The sequence below is a fragment of the Brevundimonas sp. TWP2-3-4b1 genome (assembly GCF_049897665.1).
GTDB classification, from domain to species: domain Bacteria; phylum Pseudomonadota; class Alphaproteobacteria; order Caulobacterales; family Caulobacteraceae; genus Brevundimonas; species Brevundimonas subvibrioides_B.
On record NZ_JAFCWQ010000003.1, the window covers coordinates 187,701 to 212,878 of the forward strand.

Below are 25,178 nucleotides of genomic sequence, written 5' to 3' on the forward strand. Positions count from 1 at the left end.
CCAAGTGGCGAACAGGGAGGAGACGTCTCGCGCCCGCCCGTTAACCTCTCCGCCCCACTTTCGCGCGCTTTGGCGGGTTGGCTTACGGGCTCCGGCGGGGCATGTCGGGCAGGGTGAACGGGGAGCGGCGGATGCGTCTTTTCAATCGGGTCGGGGCGAACTGGATGAGGGCGGCGGCGATCGCCTTTGCCGGAATGGCGGCCACGGCCTGCGCCAGCTATCCGGAGGCGCCGCGCTATTCGACCCGACCGATGGAAGGCTATGGCGCGCCCGGCGTGCGCCCGGCCGATCCCTACGGCGCCCAGCCCCAGCCGCCGGTCTATGAGGCGCCGCCGCCGATGACCGCGCCGACCGAGCGGATCGAGGGCGGGGCGCTACCGCCGCCTTCATCCTCGTCGTCAGACAACTATCCGCCCCCGGCCTACAATCCCCCGACCTATACGCCGCCCGCGACCACGCCGTCCTATGTGACGCCCAGGGCGCCCATGAGCGTCAACGCAGGCGCGGCCTATGTCATCCAGCCGGGGGACACGATCTCCGGCGTCGGGCGGCGCTTCCAGACCCCGGTGCAGAACCTGATTGACCTGAACGGCCTGGGGCCGCGTGGCGCGATCACCGTGGGTCAGTCGATCATCCTGCCCGACAGCGCGCTCGACACCGGTCCTGATCCCTATGCGACCGGTCCAGCGCCCGTCGGTGTGATGGTGCCCGAGAACGGGGTGATTCCCCCGCCGCCGCCGCCGCCGTCCGGAAATCCGGCCGCGCCGCCGCCGCCGCGACAACCGGATGCGACCGGCTCGACCGGCGTCGCGCCCGCCGGAGCCACAAGCCTGCAATGGCCTGTGCGGGGCGAGGTCCTGCGCCGGTTCGGGCCGGTCGGTCTGGGCGAGCGCAACAACGGCATCAATATCGGTGCGGCGGCGGGCGCACCGGTGAACGCTGCGGCCGGCGGGCGCGTGGCCTATGTCGGCGACGACATCATCGGACAGGGCCTGACCGTGCTGATCATTCACCGCGACGGCTGGCGGACCGTCTATGGGCACCTCGGTTCGGCGACAGTCGACGACGGCGCGGACGTGCGGGCGGGCCAGCAGATCGGCACGGTCGGGCTGACCGCCGGCGACGGGCGTCCCTCGATCCACTTCGAGACCCGCCGTATGCAGGGCGACGAGCCGGTGGCGATCGATCCGTTGACTGTTTTGCCACGGTAGAGACGCCGAACCATCACGCCGCGTTGCAATCGCAGGGGCTCGGCCCTAGGTTCCGCGCCTTGTTTTAAACGGGCGCCCGGAAGCGGCTGCCTCATCCCCCGGGGAACGACCAAATGACGCCCACTGGTGAAGGCGGCCTGATGGCCATGATCGTGCAGTTCCTGCCGTTCGTCGCGATCTTCGTGCTGTTCTACTTCCTGCTGATCCGTCCGCAGCAGAAGCGGGCGAAGGAGCATCAGGCCCTGATCGCGGCCGTCAAGCGCGGCGACACCATCGTCCTGTCGTCGGGCCTGATCGGCAAGGTGACCCGCGTCGAAGAGGCCGAGGTCAATGTCGAGATCGCCCCCAGCGTCAATGTGCGGGTGGTCAAGGGCATGATCGCCGAGGTGCGCAACCGCACCGCCATCGCCGCCAACGACTCCAAGGCGTGAGCCTCCGCTCGCTGAACCGGAACCCCCGTCCATGATTCAGCTGTCGCGCTGGAAGATCATACTGGTCGTGCTTGCGCTCGTCTTCGGCGTGCTGCTGGCCTTCCCCAACGCCCTGTCTCCGGCGCAACGCGAGTCGTTGCCGGGCTGGCTGCCGAAGAACGCCCTCAACCTGGGTCTCGACCTGCAGGGCGGATCCTATCTGCTGCTGGAAGTCGATGTGGCCGCGATGCGGGCGAAGCGCGTCGACAACCTGATCGAGGACGTCCGGGTCTCGCTGCGCGAGGCGGGCATCGCCACCAACCAGATCTCGCGTGAAGCGGGTGGCGCGATCATCACCCTGTCTGATCCGAACCGCCAGGACGCCGGCTATACGGCGCTGCAGGCCCTGGTCGGCCCGACGAACGCCAGCGGCGTGGCTGAGCGTCAGGTGCAGCGTGTCGGCTCCGACCGCATTCGCCTGGCCTTCACCGAGGCGACGCTGAACAGCATGGGCGCTACGGCGGTGGACCAGTCCATCGAGGTCGTGCGTCGTCGTATCGACAGCCTGGGCACCCGCGAACCCTCCATCACCCGCCAGGGCGCCGAACGTATCGTCGTCCAGGCGCCGGGCGAGAGCGATCCCGCCGCCCTGGAACGGGTCATCGGCCAGACGGCGCAGCTGACCTTCCAGATGGTCGACACCGAGAACTCGGTTCAGGACGCGGTCGCCGGTCGGGTTCCGCCGGATTCGCAACTGCTGCTCGGTCCGGACGGCGTCACGCCTTATCTGGTCAAGAAGCGCGTGCTGGTCTCGGGCGAGAACCTGACTCGCGCCGGCGTCGGCGCCGACCAGTCGGGTCGCCCCGCAATCGACTTCCGTTTCGACGGCCAGGGCGCGCGCCGCTTCGGCGAGACGACGGCTGCCAATATCGGCAAACCCTTCGCCATCATCCTGGACGGCAAGGTCATCTCGGCGCCGACGATCCAGGGCGCGATCACGGGCGGTACCGGTCAGATCACCGGCAACTTCTCGATCCAGGAAGCGTCTGAGCTGGTGAACCTGCTGAACGGCGGCGCCCTTCCGGCCCCGCTGACGGTCGAGGAACGCCGGACCGTGACCGCCGAACTGGGAGCCGACGCCGTCAAGGCCGGCGCGTTGTCGACGATGATCGGCTTCATCATCATCGTGTCCTTCATGCTGCTGGCCTATGGCTTCCTGTTCGGCGGCATCTCGGTGCTGGGGCTGATCCTGAACGGCATATTGATCGTGGCGGCCATGTCGCTGACGCAGGCGACGCTGACGCTGCCGGGCATCGCCGGCCTGATCCTGACCTTCGCGGTGGCCGTTGACGCCAACGTGCTGATCTTTGAGCGGATGCGCGACGAAGCGCGGGCCGGGCGGTCGGTGATCGCTTCGATGGATGCCGGCTTCAACAAGGCCATGGGCACGATCATCGACGCCAACCTGACGACCCTGGTGGCGGCGATGATCATGTTCATCTTCGGCGCAGGTCCGGTGCGCGGCTTTGCCTGGACCCTGACCATCGGCGTGTTCACCTCGGTGTTCTCGTCGGTGCTGGTGGCGCAGATCCTGCTCGCCTACTGGCTGAAGATCGCCAAACCCAAGTCCCTTCCGATCGCGGAGTCCGCCCGATGACCTGGTGGCCCCTTATCAGGACCCTGCCGCAGAAGACGAACCTCCACTTCGTCAAATACGCGCGCTATGCGGCCGTGCTGTCGGTCGTATTGTGCACGGCGGCGATCGTGTCCTGCTTCTATCCCGGCCTGAACATGGGCATCGACTTCCGGGGCGGCGCCTCGCTTGAAGTCGCCAAGCCCGCCGGTCAGTCGATCGACCTTGAGGCCGTGCGCAGCTCGGTGGGCGAGCTGGAGCTCGGTGACGTGGGCGTGCAGGGCATCGCCCGGCGCGACACCAACGTCCAGGACGGCTCGACCGCCGTCCTGCGCTTCCAGATCCCCGAAGGTCGCGACCAGACGGCCGTCGTGAACCAGGTCGAGGGCGCCATCACCGGCGCCGTCGGCGAGGTGACCTACTCGGGAGTCAGCGTCGTGGGCTCCAAGGTCTCGGGCGAACTGTTCACCTCCGGCCTTCTGGCCCTGGGCTCGGCCATCGTGCTGATGTTCGCCTACATCTGGTTCCGGTTCGAGCCCCAGTTCGGCTTCGGCGCCGTGGCCGGCCTGTTGCACGACGTCATCCTGACGTTCGGCCTGATCGTGCTGTTCAAGCTGGAGTTCAGCCTGAACATGGTCGCCGCCATCCTGACCGTCATCGGCTATTCGATGAACGACACGGTCGTGGTGTTCGACCGCCTTCGCGAGAACTTGCGCAAGTACAAGACCATGCCGCTGCGCGAGGTGATCGACCTGTCGCTGAACGAGACCTTGTCGCGAACCATCATCACCGGCATCACGGCCGTCATGGTGCTGGCGGCCCTGGCCTTCTTCGGCGGCGAGGCCCTGTTCGGCTTCTCCATCGCCCTGATGTTCGGCATCGTCGTCGGCACCTATTCCTCGATCTACGTCGGGGCGCCGATCATCCTGCTGTGGGGCGTGAAGCGCGGCGAGATCGCCGAGGACGCCAAGCCGATCAAGCTGGGCATGGCGTCGCGGCCGTAGACATCGTCTCCTCCCTGTTCGCCGCCTGGCGAATGGGGAGGTGGCAGCGAGTTTTTGCGAGCTGACGGAGGGGTTCTTCGTGTGGCAAGAGCCCCTCCGCCTCTTCGCTTCGCTACGAGCCACCTCCCCATCGCTTCGCGACAGGGAGGAGACAGGGTAGGGTGGGCGTCAAACACCGACTCGGGGGAGCGAACACATGGCCAATCTGCTTTCGAATTTCAGGAACACGCTTCTGCTCAGCTTCGTGCTGGCGGGGGTGATGATCTTCGCCTTCTTCCGCATCGCTGAGGTGGACGCGGTTCAGTTCTGGCAGGCGGTGGCCCGCTGGTTCCACGTTGGCTTCGGCATCCTGTGGATCGGGCTGCTGTACTATTTCAACTTCGTCCAGATCCGCGTCATGCCGACCATCCCGGCCGAGCTGAAGCCGGCGATCTCGAAATATATCGCGCCTGAGGCCCTGTTCTGGTTCCGCTGGTCGGCGTTGTGCACGGTGCTGGCAGGTCTGGCCGTCATGGGCCTCAAGGGCCACGTCTATTCGATGGAAGTGTTGAGCTTCGGCTTCGTCGGCGGCCTCGTTCAGGGCGATCAGGGCTTCGCCCTGATGGGCGTCGGCGTCTGGCTGGCCATCGTCATGTTCCTGAACGTCTGGGGCATCATCTGGCCGAACCAGAAGCGTGCGCTGGGCATCGTGGTGGTCGATGATGAGAAGAAGGCGAAGGCTGCCCGCGTGGCCATGCTGGCCAGCCGCACCAACCTGCTGCTCAGCCTGCCCATGCTGACCTCCATGGCGATGTACCAGACCCTGTTTGGCTGACGCTCCCGACAGTCTCGACGATCAGGTCCGCAAGGCCGATCCCGACCGCTGGCTGTCGAGTCGGTTCGTCGGCGATCCGCAGTCGCGCGCGGACCTGATCGCCCTCTACGCCTTCGAGGCGGAGCTGATGAGCATCCCCACGCGGGTGACCCAGCCCCTGCTGGCCGAGATGCGCTACGCCTGGTGGCGCGAGCAGATGGACGGGGTGTTCTCGGGCGCGGCCAGACGGGGGCATCCGGTGCTGGAGGCCCTGACCGATCTGGTGGCGCGCCACAGTCTGGACCGCGCGCCGTTCGACGCCCTGATCGAGGCTCACATCGACCGGGTGCACGGCGAGCCGCACGACCTGGACGCCTTCTATGTCGGGCCGATGCAGACGGCCGTGCGCCTGCTGGCCGGGCCGGGGCATGACCTCGTCGTGGCCGACGCGGCGCGGGTCCGGGGTCTGTTGCAGGTGGGCCGCAGGGACGAGGCGGCGGCGCTGAGACCGGCCGCGAACCGTGCGCTGAAGACCTTGCCGCCGGTCGCCTTTCCTGCGGTGGCCCACGCGGCCCTGGCCATGGATGTGGCCGAGCCGATCAAGCGCCTGAGGCTCGTCTGGGCCACGCTGAGAGGCCGTATCTGATGGCCGTGACCCAAACCGACGTCGTCATCCTGGGTGGAGGTCACAACGGTCTGGTCTGCGCCTTCTATCTGGCGCGGGGGGGGCTGAAGGTCACGGTGCTGGAGCGGCGCGGCGTCGTCGGCGGGGCGGCGGTGACGGAGGAATTCCATCCCGGATTCCGCAACTCGACCGCCAGCTACACCGTCAGCCTGTTGAACCCGAGGGTCGTCGCCGAGATGGATCTGGCCCGGCACGGGCTGAAGATCGTCGAACGGCGGATGTCGAACTTCCTGCCGCTGGACGGCGACTACTTCACGGCGGGCGAGGGGCGGACCCAGGGACAGGTGGCAAGGGTCTCGGCGCGGGATGCGGAACGGCTGCCGGAGTACGAGGCGCGACTGGAGTCGGTGGCGGCGGTGCTGCGGGCGCTGGTGCTGGAGACTCCGCCCAATCTGCCGACCGGAGGCTGGCTGGAGGCCCTGCCGGAGATGCTGAAGTCGGCGTTGCTGGCGAAACGGCTGGGCGGACTCGATCTGACGGGGCGGCGTGACGTGCTGGACCTGTTCGCCAAGTCGGCCGGCGACTGGCTGGACGGCTGGTTCGAGAGCGATCCGATCAAGGCCCTGTTCGGCTTCGACAGCATCGTCGGCAACTACGCCAGCCCGTACACGCCAGGCTCGGCCTATGTCCTGTTGCACCACGTTTTCGGTGAGGTGAACGGGCGCAAGGGGGTCTGGGGCCACGCCATCGGCGGCATGGGCGCGATCACCCAGGCCATGGCCGCAGCGTGCCGTGAAAAGGGCGTGGACATCCGGCTGGACGCCGAGGTGGCGGAGGTCCTGACCGGGAAGGGCAGGGCGGTCGGAGCCGTGACGACGGCGGGCGTTACGGTGCGGGGTCGGGCGGTCGTGTCGAACCTTCATCCGCGCCTGCTGTTTGACCGGTTGGTCGATCCGGCCGTTGTGCCGGCGGATTTCGCCGAGCGCATGAGCCGCTATGCGTCGGGGTCCGGCACCTTCAGGATGAACGTCGCCCTGTCGGAACTGCCGCGCTTTTCGGTGCTGCCGACGCCCGGCGACCACCACACGGCGGGCATCATCATCGCGCCGAGCCTGGGCTACATGGACCGCGCTCATGCCGAGGCGCGGCTGCACGGCTGGTCCAGGCAGCCCATCGTCGAGATGCTGATCCCCTCGACCCTGGACGATAGTCTCGCGCCGCCGGGACAGCATGTAGCCAGCCTGTTCTGCCAGCATGTCGATCCGGCGCTGGGCGACGAGCACCGCGAGACGGTGGCGGACCTGATGATCGACACGGTCGACGCCCATGCGCCCGGTTTCAAGGCGTCGGTGCTGGGGCGGCTGGCGCTGGGGCCGCGCGATCTGGAGCGGCGCTTCGGTCTGGTCGGGGGGGATATCTTCCACGGCAGGCTGACGCTGGACCAGCTGTTCAGCGCCCGGCCGGTGCTGGGTCATGCCGACCACCGGATGCCCGTGCCCGGCCTCTATCTGTGCGGATCAGGGGCGCATCCGGGGGGAGGCGTGACCGGCGCGCCGGGACACAACGCGGCGAAGGCCGTGCTGAAGGACCTCAGACGAGGGCGACGCCCAGGGCCTTGAACAGGGCCGCCTTGACCGCGTCCTCGGTGAAGGGTTTCTGGATCGTCGACTGGCCGCGCCAGTGGTCGGGGAGGCCGCCTTGTCCGTAGCCGGTGGAGAAGACGAACGGGATGCCCTTGGCCTTCAGCGCCTCGGCGACCGGGAAGACCTCGCGGCCGGCCACGTTCACATCCAGCAGGGCGGCGTCCAGCAGGGGATCGCTGGCCACGACATCCAGCGCCTCGTCCACCGTCGCGACGGCGCCGACCGGGATTGCGCCCATGTCTTCCAGGATGGTCTCGAGCAGCATGGCGACCAGGGACTCGTCCTCGACCACAAGGATACGGCGCCCCGTCAGACCTTCAGCCATGCTGTTACATATCCCTATCAAGCGGAATCGAGAATTCCGCTATAAAACCGTCGCTTGCGTAGCCGAGTTTTACGTCGCCCGCCAGATCGTGGCGGACGTTCCTTTCGATCAGCCGGCTGCCGAATCCCTTTCGCGTCGGGGAGGAGACAGGTGGGCCGCCGGCCTCGCGCCAGATAACGCTCAGGATACGGCTGGTCTGGTTGGCAACGGTCCAGTCGACGAACACGCGGCCGTCCGGGTCTGACAAGGCTCCGTACTTGGCGGCATTGGTGGCCAGTTCGTGGAAGATCATACCCAGCGACACCGCCGCTGCCGGACCGAGCGCCAGTGGCGGGCCGTTCAGGACGATTCGGGTCGTCCCATGGGCCGCGGTCTCATGCTCCAGCACGTCGCGGAGATCGGCGCCCTCCCAGTGGCTGCGGGTCAGGAGGTCGTGGGTGTGCGACAGGCTCAGCAACCGCGCCTGGAAGCTCTCGGCGAAGGTCCTGGGGTCCTCATGGGAGCGGGCCGTCTGGATGGCGATCGACTGGATCGTGGCGAGGGTGTTCTTCACCCGGTGATTCAATTCGTCGATCATCAGCCGCTGGCGCTGGGCGGCGACAACGGCGTCCGTGACGTCGTGTCCCTGAACAAAGATGCCGACGACCGTCCCGTGGTGGTTCCGGACGGGTTGATAGATGAAATCGACGTTGCGGGTCAGTTCGCGGTCTGCGCCTTCGGGCCGGAAGGTGACGGCGACGCCCTTTCCCTCATAGGGTTCGCCGGTCTCGAAGACGGAATCGAGCCGTTCGTAGAAGCCCTGGCCGGCCAGGTCGGGGAGGGCCTCCCGGATTGACTTGCCGGCGATGTGGTTGCGCCCGACGATGCGGGCATAGGCGTCGTTGTGCATCTGGAAGACGTGGTCGGGCCCGGACAGGATGGCGACGAAGCCGGGCGCCTGCATGAACATCTCGACGAGCCGGTTACGCTCGGTCTCGAGGCGGCGATTGTCCTCCAGAACGGCACGGGCTCGGTTCATGACCCCGCCGCCCAGAAGCATGTCCAGCGCGCTGACGGTCGGGCTGTCGTCCCGTGCGCGCCGCAGCCGCTCCAGCTCGGTGATGTCGGACGTGTGCTGGAGGATCAGCACGATCCGGCCTTCGACGTCGTGCAGCGGCGTGTGGCTGGCGCTCCAGTAGCGATCCTCATGGCTGACCACGCCGTCCGGGCCGGTGACCGGGATGGCGTAGTGGATCAGCGCCAGGTGATCCCGTTCGCCGGTCGTCAGCACCTTTTCGAAAGAGGCCCGCAGCTGGCGGACATTCTCCGCCCCGGCCGCAGTCGGCCCGCCGTCAAAGATATCGAAGATGGGGCGACCGATCAGCTGTTCCCGCGCCATGCCGACCGCGGACAGATAGGCGGCATTCATGCCGGCGTAGCGCAGGTCCGGCGTCAGCAGCATGTAGGGGTTTGTCGACGCCTCGAAGGCCGCCGCAAGGTCTGTCGCCTGTTCAAGTTCCCGCACGCGTAGCGTCTCCCCGCTCCGTGCAAGCGCCTGACGCGGAGAACGGTTCCCGGCGCCGTGAAGATTGTGTCGCGAGCCCGGGGGGCTAGGATCGCCGCATGTCTTTCACCAGTCTCGCCATGGCCATCCTCATGATCCTCGTGCCCGTTTCGCCGGCCCACCCGGATGCGCAGGTGGCGCAGGGGCGGTTGATCGGCCGACAGGCGGACGAGGTCGATTTCTTCAGGGGGATCCCGTTCGCGGCGCCGCCGGTCGGGGCCTTGCGGTGGATGCCGCCCCAGGCGCCGGCCTCATGGGAAGGCGACCGTGATGCCGGCTCGGTCGGAGCGATCTGCGTCCAGGCCCCGGCCAACGGCGATCCCGGCGTCGGACCGCCTCCATCGAGCGAGGACTGTCTGACCCTGAACGTGTGGACGCCGACGGAGCGGGCAGGGACCTTGCCCGTGATGGTCTGGATTCACGGCGGCGGGTACAACAACGGCTCGGGCACCGCGGCGCTCTACGACGGCGCCAACCTGGCGCGACGCTGCGTGGTGGTGGTGACGATCAACTACCGGCTGGGGAGGCTGGGCTTCTTCGATCATCCGGCGCTCGCGGCCGAGCGGCCGGCGGGCCAGCCCGCCGGGAACTATGGCGTCATGGACCAGATCGCGGCCCTGGAGTGGGTGCGCGACAACATCGCCGCCTTCGGGGGCGATCCGGCGCAGGTGACGATCTTCGGCGAGTCGGCGGGCGGGGCGGCGGTGACCCATCTGATGGTCGCGCCCGCCGCGCGCGGCCTGTTCAGCCGTGCGGCGGCGCAGTCAGGGCTGGGTCGGCAACGCTCGGCGTTGATGGCCGGGGATCGGCCGGGTCGGCCGTCGGCCCAATCGCTGGGCGTCGCCTTCGCGCGGTCGGCCGGGCTGGGCGCGGATGTGGCCGCGGAGGCCCTGCGCGCGCTCCCGGCCGAGCGTCTGCTGACGCCCATGCCAGCCTTCTTCAGTGACAACCTGATCGTCGACGGCGAGGTCGTGCCGGAGGACGTGGTCGAGGCCTTCGCCGCCGGACGCCAGGCGCCCGTGCCCCTGATCATCGGGACCAACAGCGCCGAGTTCTGGTGGATCCGTCCTGTGGACGCCGGCGCCTATGGCCGCACCGACGACGCGATGACCGACGCCGAGTACGATGCCCTTCTGGCGGCCTACGGCGGGCAGGACGGGTACGACGCCCATGTGGTCAGCGACCTGATCTTCAACGAGCCGGCGCGGCATCTGGCGCGGTTGCATGCGCAGGCCGGACACGCGGCTTACCTCTACCGTTTCGACGTGGTGCCGGACTCCAACCCGGAGCCCAGCGGCGGGGCGACCCATGCGTCGGAGCGGCCCTATGTCTTCGACAACCTCGATACCGTCGGGCGGACGATGGGAGGGCGCGATCACCGGGCGGCGACCGCCATGGCCGACTACTGGACCACATTCGCCAGGGCCGGCGACCCGAACGGCGGCGACCGGCCGGCCTGGCCGGAATTCGGCGCCGCGCCGGACCGGCTGCTGGAGTTCACCAACGATGGGCCGGCGGCCAAGGCGGTCCCGTTCGATGAACGCCTGGACCTGATCGAGCGGTTCTACGGGCGCGTCCGACCCTAGAGCCTGATCGGCTGAGGTGGAATCGCTTTGCGATTCCGCTGATGCCGTGGATCAGGCTCCAGATTTAAGCGAGAGCATGATTCACGCTTCATGTCGGACCCGCGCAGCGGGTCCACCAGAAACGATCATGCTCTAGAGACAGGCCCCGTTGGTCCGGATCACCTCGGCGTAGAGCAGGCCGCTGTCCTTGATCGTCCGCTCCTGGGTCAGGAAGTTGACGTGGGTGATGCCGAACCGCTTCGAATAGCCGAGTGACCATTCGAGATTGTCGAGCAGCGACCAGGCCATATAGCCCTCCAGCTTCACGCCCCTGCCGATGGCGTCGTGGACCGCCTTCAGGTGGGTCTTCAGATAATCGACCCGCATCGGATCCTGGATGCGACCGTCGATGGCGTGGGGCGGATCGTACCAGGCCGAGCCGTTCTCGGTGACCATCAGGGGCAGGCCGCCCGTCTGCTCATGCAGCCAGACCAGGGTGTCGGTGAAGGCCGGGGGATAGACCTCCCAACCGGTCTCGGTATGGGCGTGCTGGATCTGTTTCACCGGCCGGGCGCGGACGGGCCAGGCGTCGGGCGCGTTCTCGGGCACCGCGCGGGTGTACCAGTTGAGGCCCATCCAGTCGGTCGGTGTCGCGATCAGGTCGAAGTCTCCGGCCGGAAAGTCGCGCATCGCATCGCCATAGACGTCGTGCAGTTCGACCGGGTAGCCGCGGCCCATCAGGGGATCGAGGAACCAGCGGTTCATCTGGGCCTCGGCGCGTTTGCGCGCGGCCTCGTCCTCCGGCCTGTTGCTGGCCGGATATTTCGGTTCGATGTTGAGGACGATGCCGATCCGGCCTTCACCGACTTTGCGGAAGCGGCGAACGGCGGCGCCGTGGGCGCGCAGGACATTGTGGCCGGCGATCACGGCCTCGTAGTGGGACCTGTGGCCGGGGGCCAGGACGCCATGAAGATAGCCGCCGTCGACGATGACCCAGGGCTCGTTGATCGTGCCCCAGGTCTTCACCCGCCCCTTGAAACGCTCGAACAGGACTTGGCCATAATCGGCGAACCAGTCGGCGATGTCGGGGTTCAGCCAGCCGCCCCGGTCGTCCAGCGCCGCCGGCAGATCCCAGTGATAGAGTGTGACGAGCGGCTCGATCCCCGCCTCGATCAGGGCGTCGATCAGGTTATCGTAGAACTGCAGGCCCACCTCGTTCAGTCGCCCCGTGCCGTCCGGCATGACCCGGCTCCAACTGACCGAGAATCGGTAGGCCTTCAGACCCAGCCGCTTCATCAGTTCGACGTCCTCGCGCCAGCGATTGTAGTGGTCGCAGGCCACGTCGCCCGTGTCGCCGTCCTTCATATTGCCCGGAATGTGGCAGAACCGGTCCCAGATGGATTCCCCCGCGCCGTCCGCCATGGACGAGCCCTCGATCTGATAGGCGGCCGTGGCTGCGCCCCACAAAAAACCCGCGGGAAACTGATAGTTGGTACTCATTGGAAGGCTTTCGTTCGGAAGGCGAGCAGGTGGGGGAGGGAGAGGCCGGAACCGTTGCCGCAGGCCCGACGCGGATCAGAAAGTCTGGTGTGACCAAACTACGGCACTTGCGGGCCCCATTACCAGTGTGCGATGTAACCGATTACAGAATTTTGTCGACGGACCTTCGATTAACGGAGGCCGGTACGGCCGGGACGTTTCAGGACACGCTGGGTGCATAGCAACCGTACTCACAGCTCAGCCGGCCGTGCGCCGATGGGACGCGCGGCGTGAAGCCGGCGACGATCCGTGACGTGGCCGAGCGCGCCCGGGTTTCCGTGGCCTCGGTGTCCCGTGTCCTGACGGGCGCGGGGGCCGTCACCGAGCCGACCCGGCTGAAGGTTCTGGAGGCTGTCGAGGCCCTGGCCTATGTGCCCCATTCGGGCGCCCGCAGCCTGTCGACCAGCCGCACCGACACGGTCGGGGTCATCCTGCCGGACCTGTTCGGGGAGTTCTTCTCGGAGCTGATCCGGGGCATGGACGTGGCGGCGCGCGCCAACGGACTGCACCTGATCGTGTCGAGTTCGCACGACGACGCCTCGGATGCGGCCGCGGCCATCCGTTCGATGCGAGGCCGTGTCGACGGGCTGATCGTGCTGTCGCCCCATCTCGATTCTGCCAATCTGGCGCACAGCCTCGCGGGGCGTCTGCCGGTGCTCTTGATGAACGGCGGGGCGAATGACGCCAGCCGGCCGTCGATGGTCGTGGACAATGTCGGCGGCGCGGTCGCGGCGGTCGAGCACCTGCTGGCCCAGGGACGTGAGCGGATCGTCCACATCGGCGGGCCGTCCGGAAACCTGGAAGCGCGCGAGCGTCAGGCCGGATACGTCCAGGCCATGACCGCCGCAGGCCGCGACCCGGTGATCGTCGGCGGCGAGTTCACCCAGGCTTCGGGGCACGACGCGACCGCGCTGCTGCTGGCCGAGGGCGTGCGGCCCGATGCGATCTTCGCGGCCAACGACATGACGGCGATCGGCGCCCTTCTGGCGTTGCAGGACGCCGGCGTCCGCTGCCCCGAGGACGTCGCCGTGGTCGGTTTCGACGACGTGCCGATCGCAGCCCTGGTCCGGCCAGCCCTGACCACCCTGCGCATAGAAATCGCCGAGACGGGCCGCCGCGCCATGGATCGGCTGGTCGCCCTGATCGCCGCCTCTAACGACCCGCAGGAGACGCCCGACGCCGCCTGCGAAATCATTCTACCCACACTCGTCGTCCGCCAGTCGAGCGGCCGTCCCCAATCCAGCATCGCCTTCAACGGAGACACCCAATGACCCGCATGACCCTGCGCTCCCGCGCGCTGGGCGCCGTTTCGGCCCTGGCCGTGGCGACCCTGATGACGGCCGGCGCCGCTTCTGCGCAGACCACCAACGCCACGATCCGGGGCACGGTCTATGAGGGCGATGCGCCGGAGAACGGCGGCGAAGTCGTCGCCCGCGAGACGGCGACCGGCTTCTCCTACCGTGGCCGGATCAACGCGGACGGCAGCTATGCTCTGGTGGGCGTGCGGCCCGGTTCCTATTCGATCACGGCGACGACGGCGGACGGCCAGGTCGCCACGGATGTCGTGTCCGTCGGCGTGGCCCAGTCCGCCAGCCTGGATCTCAGCGTCGGAGCCGTCACAGTCGCAGTGAGCGATGACGCGACCGACGTCGGCGATATCGTCGTCACCGGCCGGCGGCTGGTCGAAGTCCGCACGCCGGAGAATTCCACCAACGTCACGCTGCAGCAGATCCAGACCCTGCCGCAGATCAACCGCAACTTCCTCAACTTCGCCGCCCTGGCGCCCGGCGTTCGGGTCTCGCAGAACGAGCAGGAAGTGACGATCAGCGCGGGCGGTCAGCGGGCCGAGGCCATCAACGCCTTCATCGACGGCGCCAGCCTGAAGTCCAACGTCATCTCCGGCGGCATCGCCGGCCAGGACGACAGCCGGGGCAACCCCTTCCCCCAGGCCGCAATCGGCGAGTTCCGGATCATCACCCAGAACTTCAAGGCCGAGTACGAACAGGCCTCGTCAGCGATCATCACGGCCATCACCCGCTCGGGCACCAATGAGTTCCATGGCGAGATTTTCGGCGCCTATCGCGATCAGGATTTCATCGAACAGGACGTGTTCTCGCGTCGTCGCAACCAGACCGAGGCCGATCTGGAAGTACAGCAGTACGGCGCGGCGCTGGGCGGACCGATCATCCAGGATCGCCTGCACTTCTTCGGCAGCTATGAGCACAAGCAGGAGAACCGCGCGGCCACCGTCAACCTGGGCCGCCAGACGCCCGCGTATCAGACCCAGTTCGCCCAATATATCGGCACCTTTGCGACGCCGTTCGAGGAAGATCTGTTCTTCGGCAAACTGAGCTTCCAGCCGGCCGAGGGTCACCTGTTCGACCTGAGCGTGACCTATCGCGACGAAGCCGACACCACCGGCGTCGGCGGGGCAAACTCGATCGAGCGCGCCTCGGGTCTGCAACAAACCACCAAGAGCGCCCAGCTCCGCTATCAGTGGCAGGGCGAGGGCTTCGTCAACGAAGCCTCGATCGACTATCGCGACTACAACTACAATCCGACCGCATCGAACTTCGACACGAGGGGCGCCAGCTTCCGCATCTTCGAAACCGGCTACGACCCCTTCGGCGGCGTCTCTATCCTGAATATCGGTGGTTCGGGCAGCCGCCAGAACATCACCGACCGGACGATGACGTTCCGGGATGACCTGACCTTCACCGACATCGATTTCCACGGCTCCCACACCCTGAAGATGGGCGTGAAATTCTCGGCCCAGAACTATGTCGTCGACAAGGAATTCGGGCGTAACCCGGAGTTCTTCTTCGATCTGAACGGCACGGCCAGCGGCAATGCGGCGGTTCCCTACCGGGTCCAGCTGGGCAACCGGTTCCCGACGGTCGATCTGGATAACAACGTCTACGGGCTCTACATCCAGGACGACTGGCGCCTGACTGACCAGCTGGAGATAAACCTCGGCATCCGCTGGGACTACGAGGACAACGCCAACAACGTCGACTACGTCACCCCCGCTAACGTACTGACGGGTCTGAACCAGTGGATCGCCTCGACCGACGGCGGCAAGCCGGCCGGCTACAAGCCCAGCTGGTTCAACGTCAACGACTACATCTCGACCGGCAGCAACCGCGACGCCTACGCCAAGGCCTTCCAGCCGCGCATCGGCTTCTCCTACGACGTCTTCGGCGACCGGGAGACGGTCATCTTCGGCGGCGCCGGACGCTATTATGACCGCGTCAACTTTAACTTCGTCTTCGACGAAGTGGCCAAGGGGGGCGACTTCACCCGCAACGCCTTCTTCTCGACCACGGGCCGGCCCGCAGGTGTCGCCAACGGCGGACCTACCGAACCCATCCTCTGGCAGGCCAGCTATTTCACCGCCGCCGGGCTTGATCCGGTGTTGAACAACATCCCGGCTCGGGGCGAAGCCTTCCTGCTGAAGAACGACTTCGAGCCGCCCCGAACCGACCAGTTCAACCTGGGTCTGCGCCAGCGTTTCGGCGACTGGCAGACCGAGTTCACCCTGGCCTACGGCAAGACCGAGAACGAATTCACCTGGCAGTATCTGAACCGCTGCCGTGAACCCAACGCGCCGAACAATGGCGACGGCTTCGGCGACAACGGCGGCTTCTGCTCGCCAGGCGGCACGAACCCGTACCGCACCTATCTGGTCAGCGATCACAGCAAGGAACGCGAGTTCACCGCGCTCTACGTCAAGCTCGACAAGAACTACACGCGTGAAAGCGGCTGGGGTCTGAACGTCGCCTACACCTGGGCCGACTCGCAGCAGAACGGCGGCGACGATAATTTCTGCTTCGACTGCTTCAGCGTGGCGACCTCGCCGATGCGGAACTCGCCGAACAACGAGCACCACCGCATCGTCGCCAACGGCATCGTCGATCTGCCGGCCGGGTTCCAGCTTTCGGGTATCCTCACCCTCGGTTCGGGCACGCCGTTCAACGTCTTCGACGGCACCGGTTCGCGCTTCTACTACCGTCCGTCGGGCGCCTATCCGGAGCAGGACAACTTCATCATCCCGGCCGCCTTCGCCTACCGGAATCTGGATCTGCGCCTGACCAAGTCCATCGACCTGTGGGATGCGGGCGAGCTCCAGTTGTACGTCGACGCCATCAACGTGTTCGACTTCTACAACTACTCCGGCTTCAACGGCGACAAGGGCTCCCCCAACTTCGGCAACCCGTCGTCAGTGCTGTTCCCGACCCGGACCCTCCAGTTCGGCGCCCGCTACAGCTTCTGATCCTTCTCTCCTGAGACTGGCCGTCCCTGGGTTACAGGGGCGGCCATATTTTTTGCGAGCGACGCGGGGGCGTTGGCGTAGAGTAACTGAGTATGGACCGTCGTCGATTTCTTCTGGCCTCTACGGCCGTCGCTTTCGCCCCTGCGGGCCTGTCGGCCTGTGGGAGCCTGGGCCTGCCCATGTCCGGCGGCGCGATACGGCTGGACCCCGAAGTCGATGAACTCCAGCGCCGGACCTTCGACTGGTTCGTCCATGTCACCGACCGCGAGCGCGGGCTGACGCCGGACCGCTGGCCGGCTGACTCCTTCTGTTCGGTCGCGGCGGTCGGGTTCGCCCTGACCTGCTGGCCGGTCGGGGTCGAGCGCGGCTGGATGAGCCGGGACGAGGCGCGGACGCGAACGCTGAACACCGTCCGTTTCTTCCACGATGCGCCCCAGGGGCCGGAGGCGACCGGCGTCGCGGGCCACAAGGGCTTTTTCTACCACTTCCTCGACCGCCGGACGGGTCACCGCTACGGCCGGGTCGAGCTGTCGACCGTGGACACCGCCCTGCTGGTCGCCGGCATGCTGTTCGCCGCCCGCTTTTTCGACGGGGACGACGCGGAGGAAGCCGAGATCCGGCGTCTGAGCCAGGCGATCTACGACCGGATCGAATGGGACTGGGTCGTCATCCGGCCGCGCCGGATCAGCATGGGCTGGCACCCGGAGACCGGCTTCATCCCCGCCGACTGGCATGTCTACAACGAGGGTATGCTGGTCCTGCTGCTGGCCATAGGCTCGACGACCCATCCGGTACCGCCCGCCGTCTGGGACGAGTGGTGCTCGGTCTATGACCAGAGCTGGTCGGACACCCGGGGCCCCGCGCACCTGCATTTCCCGCCGATGTTCGGGCACCAGTACAGCCACATGTTCGTCGACTATCGCGGCATCCGCGACGCCTGGATGCGGGCCAAGTCGGCCGAGATCGAAGGCTTCGACTATTTCGAGAACAGCGTGCGCGCGGTGGCGGCCCAGCGCGCCTACGCCGTCGCCAATCCGGGCGGCTGGGACGGCTATTCGGCCGAGGTCTGGGGCCTGACCGCCTGCGACGGACCGGGCGATTTCAAACAGGTGATCGACGCGCGCGAACGTGAGTTCTTCAGCTATTCGGCGCGTGGACCGGGCGATCGCGACGACGGCACGATCGCGCCGACGGCGGCGTTGGCCAGCTATCCCTTCGCCCCCGCCGAGGTCACCGCGACCCTCAAGGCGATGAAGTCCCGCTACGGCGCCGGCATCTACACGCAGTGGGGCTTCCTCGACTCGTTCAACCCGACCCTGACGGAGCGGGAAGGGCGGTTGCAGCATGGCCGCATCGTGCCCGGCGTGGGCTGGGTCGACAGCGACTACCTCGGCATCGACCAGGGACCGATCGTCATCATGATCGAGAACGGCCGCTCCGACCTGGTCTGGCGCCATATGCGCGGCGAACCGAACGTCACGCGCGGTCTGAAGCGGGCCGGGTTCAGCGGCGGATGGCTGGACGCATGATCGATCGCCGCGCCGCCCTGGGGCTGATGGCGGGCGCGTCTCTGGCGAGTTGCGGGCGGACCGACAGGATCACCCGGCTGAGCTTCTGGGCCATGGGCAACGAGGCGACCCACGCGCCTCAGATCCTGCCGGCGTTCGAGGCCGCCAATCCGGGCATCAAGGTCGTGGTCCAGCCTCTGCCCTGGACCGCCGCGCACCAGAAGCTGCTGACCGCCTATGCCGGTGCGTCGCTGCCGGACGTCAGCCAGATCGGCAATACCTGGGTGGCGGAACTGGCCGCGATCGGCGCCCTGTCGCCGACGCCCGCCTTCGCCGACGACCTGCTGCAGGATCAGTTTCCGGCGGTGCTGGAGACCAACCGGATCGGCGGCCGGGCGATGGCCACGCCCTGGTATGTCGACACCCGCCTGATCTATCTGCGCACCGACCTTCTGGCCCGCGCGGGCTTCGACGCCATGCCGGTGACCTGGGCCGAGTGGAAGCGGGCCATGCATGCGGTCAAGCGCGTGGCAGGCGACGGCAATTTCGCAATCCTGTTGCCGGTCAATGAGTTCGAGCAGCTTCTGACATTCGGTCTACAGGGCGATCAACCATTGCTCCGCGACTGGGACACGCGCGGCAACTTCTCCAGCGAGTCCTTCCAGGCGGCGCTGGCCTTCTACAAGAGCCTGTTCGACGAAGGCCTCGCGCCCCTGGCCTCGGCGGCGCAGATCTCGAACGTCTGGACCGAGTTTGCACGCGGCTATTTCAGCTTCTACTTCTCCGGCCCCTGGACCATCGGCGACATGAAGAGCCGGCTACCCGCCGAGATCCAGCCGCACTGGACCACGGCCGGCGTGCCCGGTCCCACCGGCCCCGGAGCCTCGGCGCCCGGCGGGTCATCGCTGGCCGTGTTCCGCTCTTCGCCGCATCAGGACGCGGCCTGGAAACTGGTGCGCTATCTGTCCGATCCGGCGGTCCAGGCGCGCTTCAACGTCATCACCGGCGACCTGCCGGCGCGTCCCTCGGCCTGGGCCGCGCCGAAAGTGGCGTCCGACCCCTATGTGACCGCCTTCAACGGCCAGCTGGCGCGCGCCAGGGCCGTGCCCAAGGTCCCTGAGTGGGAGCGGATCGTCACAGAAATGCAGATCGTCGCCGAACGGATGGTGCGCGGCGAATTCACGGTCCAGCAGGCCGGCGCCGAGATCGACCGCCGCGCCGACCGTCTGCTGGAAAAGCGCCGCTGGATGATCGAACAGGGCCGAGCGGCATGATCTCTCGCCGGGAACGCGCCGCCTGGGGCTTTGTGGCTCCGTCGCTGATCGCCATCGCGGTCTTCTTCGTCGTGCCGGTCGTGTCGTCGCTGCTGCTCAGCCTGACCGACTTCGATATCTATGCGCTGGCCGATCTCGGCAACATGAGGTTCGTGGGCCTGCAGAACTACGAGCGGCTGCTGACCAATCCGCTGTTCTGGCAGGCGATGAAGAACACCGTCTGGTTCAGCGTGCTGGGTGTGCCGCTGGCCATCGGCGCCTCGCTGGCGGCGGCGGTGATCCTGAACGCGCGGACGATCAAATGGCGGCCCGTCTGGCGGGTCATGTTCTTCGCGCCCTATGTGACGACGCTCGTCGCCACGGCGGTGCTGTGGAACTATCTGCTGCACACCCGTTACGGCGTCATCAACTGGGCCCTGACCAGTGTGGGCCTGCCCTCCGTCGACTGGCTGGGCAACCCCGACACCTCGATCCCGGCCATCCTGATCTTCGTGGTGTGGAAGATCTTCGGCTATAATATGCTGATCTTCCTGGCGGTGCTGCAGACCGTGCCCGACGACCTCTACGAGGCCGCGCGCATTGACGGGGCGGGACCGTGGAGCCGGTTCCGGCATGTGACCCTTCCGGCCATCGCGCCCACGCTGCTGCTGGTCTCGATCATCTCGGTGGCCGGCTTCTTCCAGCTGTTCGCCGAACCCTATGTCATGACGCAGGGCGGACCGGCCCAGTCGACCGTGACGGTGCTCTACTTCATGTACGAAGAGGGCTTCAAATGGTGGAATCTGGGATCCGCCTCGGCCGTCGCCTTCATCCTGTTCCTGTGCATCTTCGCGGTGACCCTGGTGCAGCTGGCCGTATCGCGGCGGCTGGGCGGAGATCACACATGATGCCCCGCGTGATCCTGTTGAACATCGGCGTGGCCCTGATCGGGCTGATCGTCCTGTTTCCCCTGCTGTGGATGCTGTCGGTCAGCTTCATGTCGACCGGCGAGGCCGCCGTCTTCCCGCCGCCGCTGCTGCCCAGCCGCTGGACGCTGGAGCATTACCGCGACCTGTTCGTGAACCAGGGCATGGGCCGCTACATGTGGAACAGTTTCGCGCTCGCCACCCTGGCGACGATGCTGGCCCTGGCCTTCACCGTGCCCGCCGGCTACGCCTTCGCCAAGCTGACCTTCAAGGGCCGGGACCGGCTGTTCCAGCTGCTGATCGGCGCCCTGGTCATTCCGGCCCAGATCGGCACCCTGCCGCTGTTCCTGATGCTGAAGTCGATGGGGCTGGTGAACACCTACGCCGGGGCGCTGGTGCCGTGGCTGGCCTCGATCTTCGGCCTGTTCCTGGTGCGCCAGTACGCCCTGTCGATCCCCGACGAGATGCTGGAGGCCGCGCGCATAGACGGCGCCAGCGAGGGCCAGATCTTCCGCCGCATCGTCCTGCCGACCCTGACGCCGATCCTTGTGACGCTGGGCCTGTTCGTCTTTCTCGGCAGCTGGAACGACTTCCTGTGGCCGCTGATCATCCTGACCGACCAGTCGAACTATACCTTGCCGGTCGCGCTGGCGGCCCTGTCGCGCGAGCATGTGCAGGATATCGAACTGATGATGGCGAGCGCCGTCATCACCGTGGCGCCGGTGCTGATCCTGTTCCTGGCGCTGCAACGGTTCTACATCCGCGGCATGCTGGCCGGGAGTGTGAAGGGTTGAGTATGTTCTTATTCCTCCCCCGTTGGGGGAGGGGAACCACGACGTGGTGGAGGGGGCCGGCCCCAGACACCGGGTTCGCGGCAACCCCCCTCCGTCACGGCCCAAAGCGGCGCCGCGCTACCTCCCCCGTTGGGGGAGGAATAGGCCTCATCGCCGCTGTCCTGATCGCTGCGCCCGTCCAGGCCCAGTCGACGCGGACGCTGGATGCGTTCGAGGACCTGTCGCCCTGGAGCGCCGACGCCTCGACCGACGTGACCTCGACCCTGTCGTCCATCGCGGGCCATCGCGGCGACGCACTGCGGCTGGACTATGATTTCAATGGCCGGTCGGGCTACGCCTTCGCCGCGCGCGACCTGTCGTTCGAGGCGCCCGGGAACTACGAGATCACGTTCCGGGTTAGGGGCGAGGGGCCGACCAACACCTTCGAGGTCAAGTTCACGGACGCGAGCGGCGAGAACGTCCACTGGCGCCAGACCACCCGCTACGCCTTCCCGGACGGCTGGACCCTGTTCACGATCAAGAAGCGGCAGGTCGCCTGGGCCTGGGGGCCCAACCCCGACCGGACGTTCCGCGGCGCCGAGCGGGTCGAGTTCGTCGTCACGGCCGGAGAGGGCGGCAGGGGCTTTATCGAGATCGACGACCTGACCCTGCGCACCCTGCCGCCGGAGCCGTCCGTCCCGCCGCGCCCTTTGGCCGGGGCGACGAGCGAAGACGGCCTGTCGGTCGCAGCCCTGGCCGTGGACGAGGACCCTGCCACCGAATGGCGCACGGCCGGGGCGGGCGAACAGTCCCTGACGCTCGATCTCGGCTACGAGCGTGAGTTCGGCGGCCTCACCCTGCGCTGGGCCGACGGCAAGGCGGCGTCGGCCTATCGCCTCATGGCCTCCGGCGACCGCCGCCAGTGGCATGAGATCGCCAGGGTCCAGGACGGCGACGGCGGGACGGACTGGATCCGCACGCCGGAAGCCTCGGCCCGCTGGCTGCGGCTGGACCTGACGACCCCGCAGACCGGGCCGGGCTCGGGTCAGATGGGCGCGGGCTTCGGCATGGCCGCAGCGGCGGCGACCGCCTATGCGCTGGCCGATCTGCGCATCGAACCGCTGGCGTTCGGCGCCGACGAGACCGCCTTCATGACCGCGATTGCAGGCCAGAGCCGTCGCGGTCTCTATCCGCGCGGCTTCCGCGGCGAGCAGCCCTACTGGACGCTCGTCGGCGTCGACGGCGGCGGCGAGAGCGGGCTGATCTCCGAGGATGGCGCCATCGAGCTGAAGCGCGGCGGGCCGTCGATCGAACCCTTTGTGCTGGACAACGGCCGGCTGGTGACCTGGGCGGATGCGCGCATCGATCAGGCCCTGGTCGAGGACGACCTGCCGATCCCGACCGTGACCTGGACCCGGGATGACTGGACCCTGAAGGTCACGGCCATGGCCGAGGGGTCGCCCGACGCGGCGGCGCTCTATGGGCGCTATGATCTGACGAACACCTCGGCCCAGGAGCGGACCCTGACGCTGGCGCTCGCTGCGCGGCCGATGCAGGTCAACGGGCCGGTTCAGTTCCTGGCCGTGCCCGGCGGCGCGGCGCCCATCCTCCAGATGCAGTGGACCGGCGCGGAGCTGGTGCTGGACGATGCGTTGCGGATCCATCCGCTGGTCGCGCCCGACGAGGTTCGGCTGGCGACCTTCGCCTCGGGGGCTGATCCGCAGAGCCTGCTGGCGCGTGGGCCCGACGGGCCCCGCGATGCAGCGGTGGAGTCCGACCGGACCGGTCTGATGGCGGGGGCCATGCTCTATTCGGTGAGGCTGCTTCCGGGCGAGACGCGGACATTCGGCTGGGTCTCGGCGCTGGACGGTCCGCGTCCAGCCCTGCCGGCGACCGCCTCGGTCGAGGCGGCGTTCGATACGGTGCAGCACCGCGTCGCCGACGGCTGGCGCGAGAAGCTGGACCGGTTCGACCTGGTCATGCCGCCCGAGGGTCAGCGGATTGAGGACACGATGAAGACCTCGCTGGCCCACATGCTGATGTCGCGTCAGGGTCCGGCCCTGCAGCCCGGCACGCGCAGCTACAACCGCTCATGGATCCGCGACGGGGCCATGATGGCCGAGGGGCTGAACCGGCTGGGACATGCCTCGCTGTCGCAGGACTATCTTCGCTGGTACGCCCCCTATGTCTTCGACAACGGCAAGGTCCCGTGCTGCGTCGACAGCCGGGGCGCCGATCCGGTGCCCGAGAACGACAGCCACGGCGAGTTCGTCTTCCTCGCCGCCGAGACGTATCGCTACACCGGCGACCTGACCCAGTTGCGCGCCGTCTGGCCGCAGGTGCAGGCCGCGATCGGCTATATGGATACGCTGCGGGCGTCGACGCGTACCGAGGCGAACCGGACGTCCGCGACGCGCCACTTCTACGGCCTGTTGCCGCCGTCCATCAGCCACGAGGGCTATTCGGACCGGGCGGCCTGGTCGTACTGGGACGACTTCTGGGGTCTGCTCGGCTACCGCGACGCCATCGAGATCGCGGAGGCCCTCGGCGAGACCGCGGCGGCCGAACGGTTCGCGGCCGCGCGGGCGGAGTTCTCGGCGGACGTCACCGCCTCCATCACCGGCACGGCCATCCATCACCGCATCGACTGGATCGCCGGCGCGGCCGACCGGGGCGATTTCGACGCCACCTCCACGACCATCGGCCTGTCACCGGGCGGTCTGCGGGCCGAGCTGCCGCAGGGCCTGCTGATCCGGACCTTCGAGAAATACTGGGAGAACTTCACGGCGCGCCAGGCTAACCGCGCGGCGTGGCGGGACTACACTCCGTATGAGTTGAGGAATGTCGGGGCCTTCGTGCGACTGGGCCAGCGCGACCGGGCGATGGCGGCGCTGGACTTCTTCTTCGCCGACCGCCGGCCACAGGCCTGGAACGGCTGGGCCGAGGTGGTCGGCCGCGACCTGCGCGAGCCGCGCTTTATCGGCGACATGCCGCACGCCTGGATCAGTTCGGACTATATCCGTTCGGCGCTGGACCTGTTCGTCTACGATCGGGACGAGGATTACGCCCTGGTGCTCGCCGCCGGCCTGCCGATGAGCTGGATCGACAGTGCGACGGGCGTGGGCGTCCGGGACGTCCGCACGCCCTATGGGCCGCTGACCTACGCCCTGCTTCGTCGGGCCGGATTGACCACCCTGACGCTGTCGCCCGGGGTGACGCCGCCGGGCGGTTTCGTCCTGCAATGGCCCGAGGGGCAGGACCTGCCCGCCCGCATCCGCATCGACGGGCGCAGCGGCGAATGGAAGGGCCGCGAACTGGTGATCCCGGCGGGTGCGCGGCGGGTCGAGTTGCGCTGACGCTTTTCGCCCATCCACTTTTCCGGGGCGCGGGGAGGGGATAGATCGTCCAGATGACACAGACCCTCCGCCGCCTCCTCGACCTGCCCGGCGTCGCCGACCTCGAAGCGAGGGTGTTGATGAAGCCCGGCTATGCGGATCCTTCGCGCCGCGACGAGTTTCCAGAGGTCGACGAGGTGCTGGTCGCCGTGTTCGGCCTGACGGGGGAACAGGCCGAGGACGCGGCGCGTCCCGACGACTGGGACGGGATCGAACGCCTGTCTCCGACCGACCAGGCGGATCTGTTCGAGGCCGAGGGCTGGGACGTTCGTGACGCCAGGCGCAAGCCGCTGCGGATGCTGGCGGTCTTGGCCGAGCCGCTGGCCCTGGCGATGCGCGGCGTGGCGGGAAGCCTGCCGGAAGCGGCGTTCGTCCCTGAGCCCGCCGAAGAGAAGAGCGACTGGGGCGCCGGCATGGCGGCCGAGGCGGCCCGCTTCAGGAAGCGCTGACGGTTTCCTTCTCCCCTTGCGGGAGAAGGTGGCAGCCGAAGGCTGACGGATGAGGGGTCACGCGGGCGGCTGAAATGAGGGCGGGCAGCACTCACCGGTTGGACCAGCGTCACCCCTTGTGTCTTTGCTTTCATTGTAGAGTGCGGATGCGGGCGGCTGTTCGCGCGGCCGCCCGCCGCGGCCTTGAACCCGTGTGCCCCTTGGCCCTTTGAGGCCGTGGGTGAGCCTGGGTCAGGCTGTGATCTTCCAAACCCGAACAGTTGCACGGGACCTGGATCCCGCACTGGCAAGGAAGGGTCGCAAGATGACA

19 protein-coding genes are annotated in these 25,178 nt (G+C 67.5%); 16 read left to right on the top strand and 3 right to left on the bottom strand.

The features are described 5' to 3' along the window. The first annotated feature begins 131 nt into the window (after positions 1–131). The 7 genes from ACP7A5_RS04405 (at position 132) to ACP7A5_RS04435 (ending at position 7,295) form a co-directional block, all read left to right on the top strand. On the top strand, positions 132–1,211 hold the full coding sequence (locus ACP7A5_RS04405) for a peptidoglycan DD-metalloendopeptidase family protein (RefSeq protein WP_426040768.1): 1,080 nt from the start codon (positions 132–134) through the stop codon (positions 1,209–1,211). Between the two features lie 113 nt (positions 1,212–1,324). Next, positions 1,325–1,642 (top strand): preprotein translocase subunit YajC, encoded by a 318-nt coding sequence (gene yajC, locus ACP7A5_RS04410; RefSeq protein ID WP_303695452.1) that lies wholly within the window; start codon positions 1,325–1,327, stop codon positions 1,640–1,642. Positions 1,643–1,673: 31 nt separating this feature from the next. Then, positions 1,674–3,278, top strand: coding sequence for a protein translocase subunit SecD (gene secD / locus ACP7A5_RS04415; protein WP_426040769.1), 1,605 nt, complete (start codon positions 1,674–1,676; stop codon positions 3,276–3,278). Beyond that, complete coding sequence (secF, locus tag ACP7A5_RS04420; protein ID WP_426040770.1) at positions 3,275–4,258, top strand: protein translocase subunit SecF; 984 nt, start codon at positions 3,275–3,277, stop codon at positions 4,256–4,258. The genes secD and secF overlap by 4 nt, the downstream gene beginning before the upstream one ends. Before the next feature lie 196 nt (positions 4,259–4,454). Beyond that, complete coding sequence (locus tag ACP7A5_RS04425; RefSeq protein WP_426040771.1) at positions 4,455–5,072, top strand: hypothetical protein; 618 nt, start codon at positions 4,455–4,457, stop codon at positions 5,070–5,072. After that, positions 5,065–5,697, top strand: coding sequence for a squalene/phytoene synthase family protein (locus ACP7A5_RS04430; protein ID WP_426040772.1), 633 nt, complete (start codon positions 5,065–5,067; stop codon positions 5,695–5,697). Before ACP7A5_RS04425 ends, ACP7A5_RS04430 begins: the two co-directional genes overlap by 8 nt. Beyond that, entirely contained in the window at positions 5,697–7,295 is a 1,599-nt protein-coding gene (locus tag ACP7A5_RS04435; RefSeq protein ID WP_426040773.1) for a phytoene desaturase family protein, read from the top strand. Before ACP7A5_RS04430 ends, ACP7A5_RS04435 begins: the two co-directional genes overlap by 1 nt. Here the strand turns inward: ACP7A5_RS04435 and ACP7A5_RS04440 are convergent. Together ACP7A5_RS04440 and ACP7A5_RS04445 are read right to left on the bottom strand one after the other, a co-directional pair. Then, positions 7,267–7,644 carry a response regulator gene (locus tag ACP7A5_RS04440; RefSeq protein ID WP_303695458.1) on the bottom strand — a complete coding sequence of 126 codons (378 nt, stop codon included), beginning with the start codon at positions 7,642–7,644 and terminating at the stop codon, positions 7,267–7,269. The two genes, ACP7A5_RS04435 and ACP7A5_RS04440, sit on opposite strands and share 29 nt — an antisense overlap. 4 nt (positions 7,645–7,648) lie before the next feature. Next, positions 7,649–9,148 (bottom strand): HWE histidine kinase domain-containing protein, encoded by a 1,500-nt coding sequence (locus tag ACP7A5_RS04445; protein ID WP_426040774.1) that lies wholly within the window; start codon positions 9,146–9,148, stop codon positions 7,649–7,651. A 98-nt stretch (positions 9,149–9,246) separates the two neighbouring features. On the opposite strand from ACP7A5_RS04445, the gene ACP7A5_RS04450 reads away from it, so the two are divergent. Further along, on the top strand, positions 9,247–10,773 hold the full coding sequence (locus ACP7A5_RS04450; protein WP_426040775.1) for a carboxylesterase/lipase family protein: 1,527 nt from the start codon (positions 9,247–9,249) through the stop codon (positions 10,771–10,773). Positions 10,774–10,905: 132 nt separating this feature from the next. Here the strand turns inward: ACP7A5_RS04450 and ACP7A5_RS04455 are convergent, their stop codons facing one another. Next, complete coding sequence (locus ACP7A5_RS04455; RefSeq protein WP_426040776.1) at positions 10,906–12,252, bottom strand: GH1 family beta-glucosidase; 1,347 nt, start codon at positions 12,250–12,252, stop codon at positions 10,906–10,908. Positions 12,253–12,521: 269 nt separating this feature from the next. On the opposite strand from ACP7A5_RS04455, the gene ACP7A5_RS04460 reads away from it, so the two are divergent. From ACP7A5_RS04460 to ACP7A5_RS04495, 8 genes are all read left to right on the top strand, one after another. After that, positions 12,522–13,562: a LacI family DNA-binding transcriptional regulator gene (locus tag ACP7A5_RS04460; protein WP_426040777.1), complete on the top strand. Its 1,041-nt coding sequence runs from the start codon at positions 12,522–12,524 to the stop codon at positions 13,560–13,562. After that, positions 13,559–16,564: a TonB-dependent receptor gene (locus ACP7A5_RS04465; RefSeq protein WP_426040778.1), complete on the top strand. Its 3,006-nt coding sequence runs from the start codon at positions 13,559–13,561 to the stop codon at positions 16,562–16,564. The genes ACP7A5_RS04460 and ACP7A5_RS04465 overlap by 4 nt, the downstream gene beginning before the upstream one ends. Before the next feature lie 92 nt (positions 16,565–16,656). After that, positions 16,657–18,093: a glucoamylase family protein gene (locus ACP7A5_RS04470; RefSeq protein WP_426040779.1), complete on the top strand. Its 1,437-nt coding sequence runs from the start codon at positions 16,657–16,659 to the stop codon at positions 18,091–18,093. Beyond that, entirely contained in the window at positions 18,090–19,346 is a 1,257-nt protein-coding gene (locus ACP7A5_RS04475) for an extracellular solute-binding protein (protein ID WP_426040780.1), read from the top strand. The genes ACP7A5_RS04470 and ACP7A5_RS04475 overlap by 4 nt, the downstream gene beginning before the upstream one ends. After that, positions 19,343–20,233, top strand: a complete 891-nt coding sequence (locus ACP7A5_RS04480; RefSeq protein ID WP_426040781.1) for a carbohydrate ABC transporter permease — start codon at positions 19,343–19,345, stop codon at positions 20,231–20,233. The genes ACP7A5_RS04475 and ACP7A5_RS04480 overlap by 4 nt, the downstream gene beginning before the upstream one ends. Beyond that, entirely contained in the window at positions 20,230–21,045 is an 816-nt protein-coding gene (locus tag ACP7A5_RS04485; protein ID WP_426040782.1) for a carbohydrate ABC transporter permease, read from the top strand. Before ACP7A5_RS04480 ends, ACP7A5_RS04485 begins: the two co-directional genes overlap by 4 nt. 251 nt (positions 21,046–21,296) lie before the next feature. Next, positions 21,297–24,380: a discoidin domain-containing protein gene (locus ACP7A5_RS04490; protein WP_426040783.1), complete on the top strand. Its 3,084-nt coding sequence runs from the start codon at positions 21,297–21,299 to the stop codon at positions 24,378–24,380. 53 nt (positions 24,381–24,433) lie between these two features. After that, positions 24,434–24,868, top strand: coding sequence for a hypothetical protein (locus ACP7A5_RS04495; protein ID WP_426040784.1), 435 nt, complete (start codon positions 24,434–24,436; stop codon positions 24,866–24,868). The last annotated feature ends 310 nt before the right edge of the window (positions 24,869–25,178 follow it).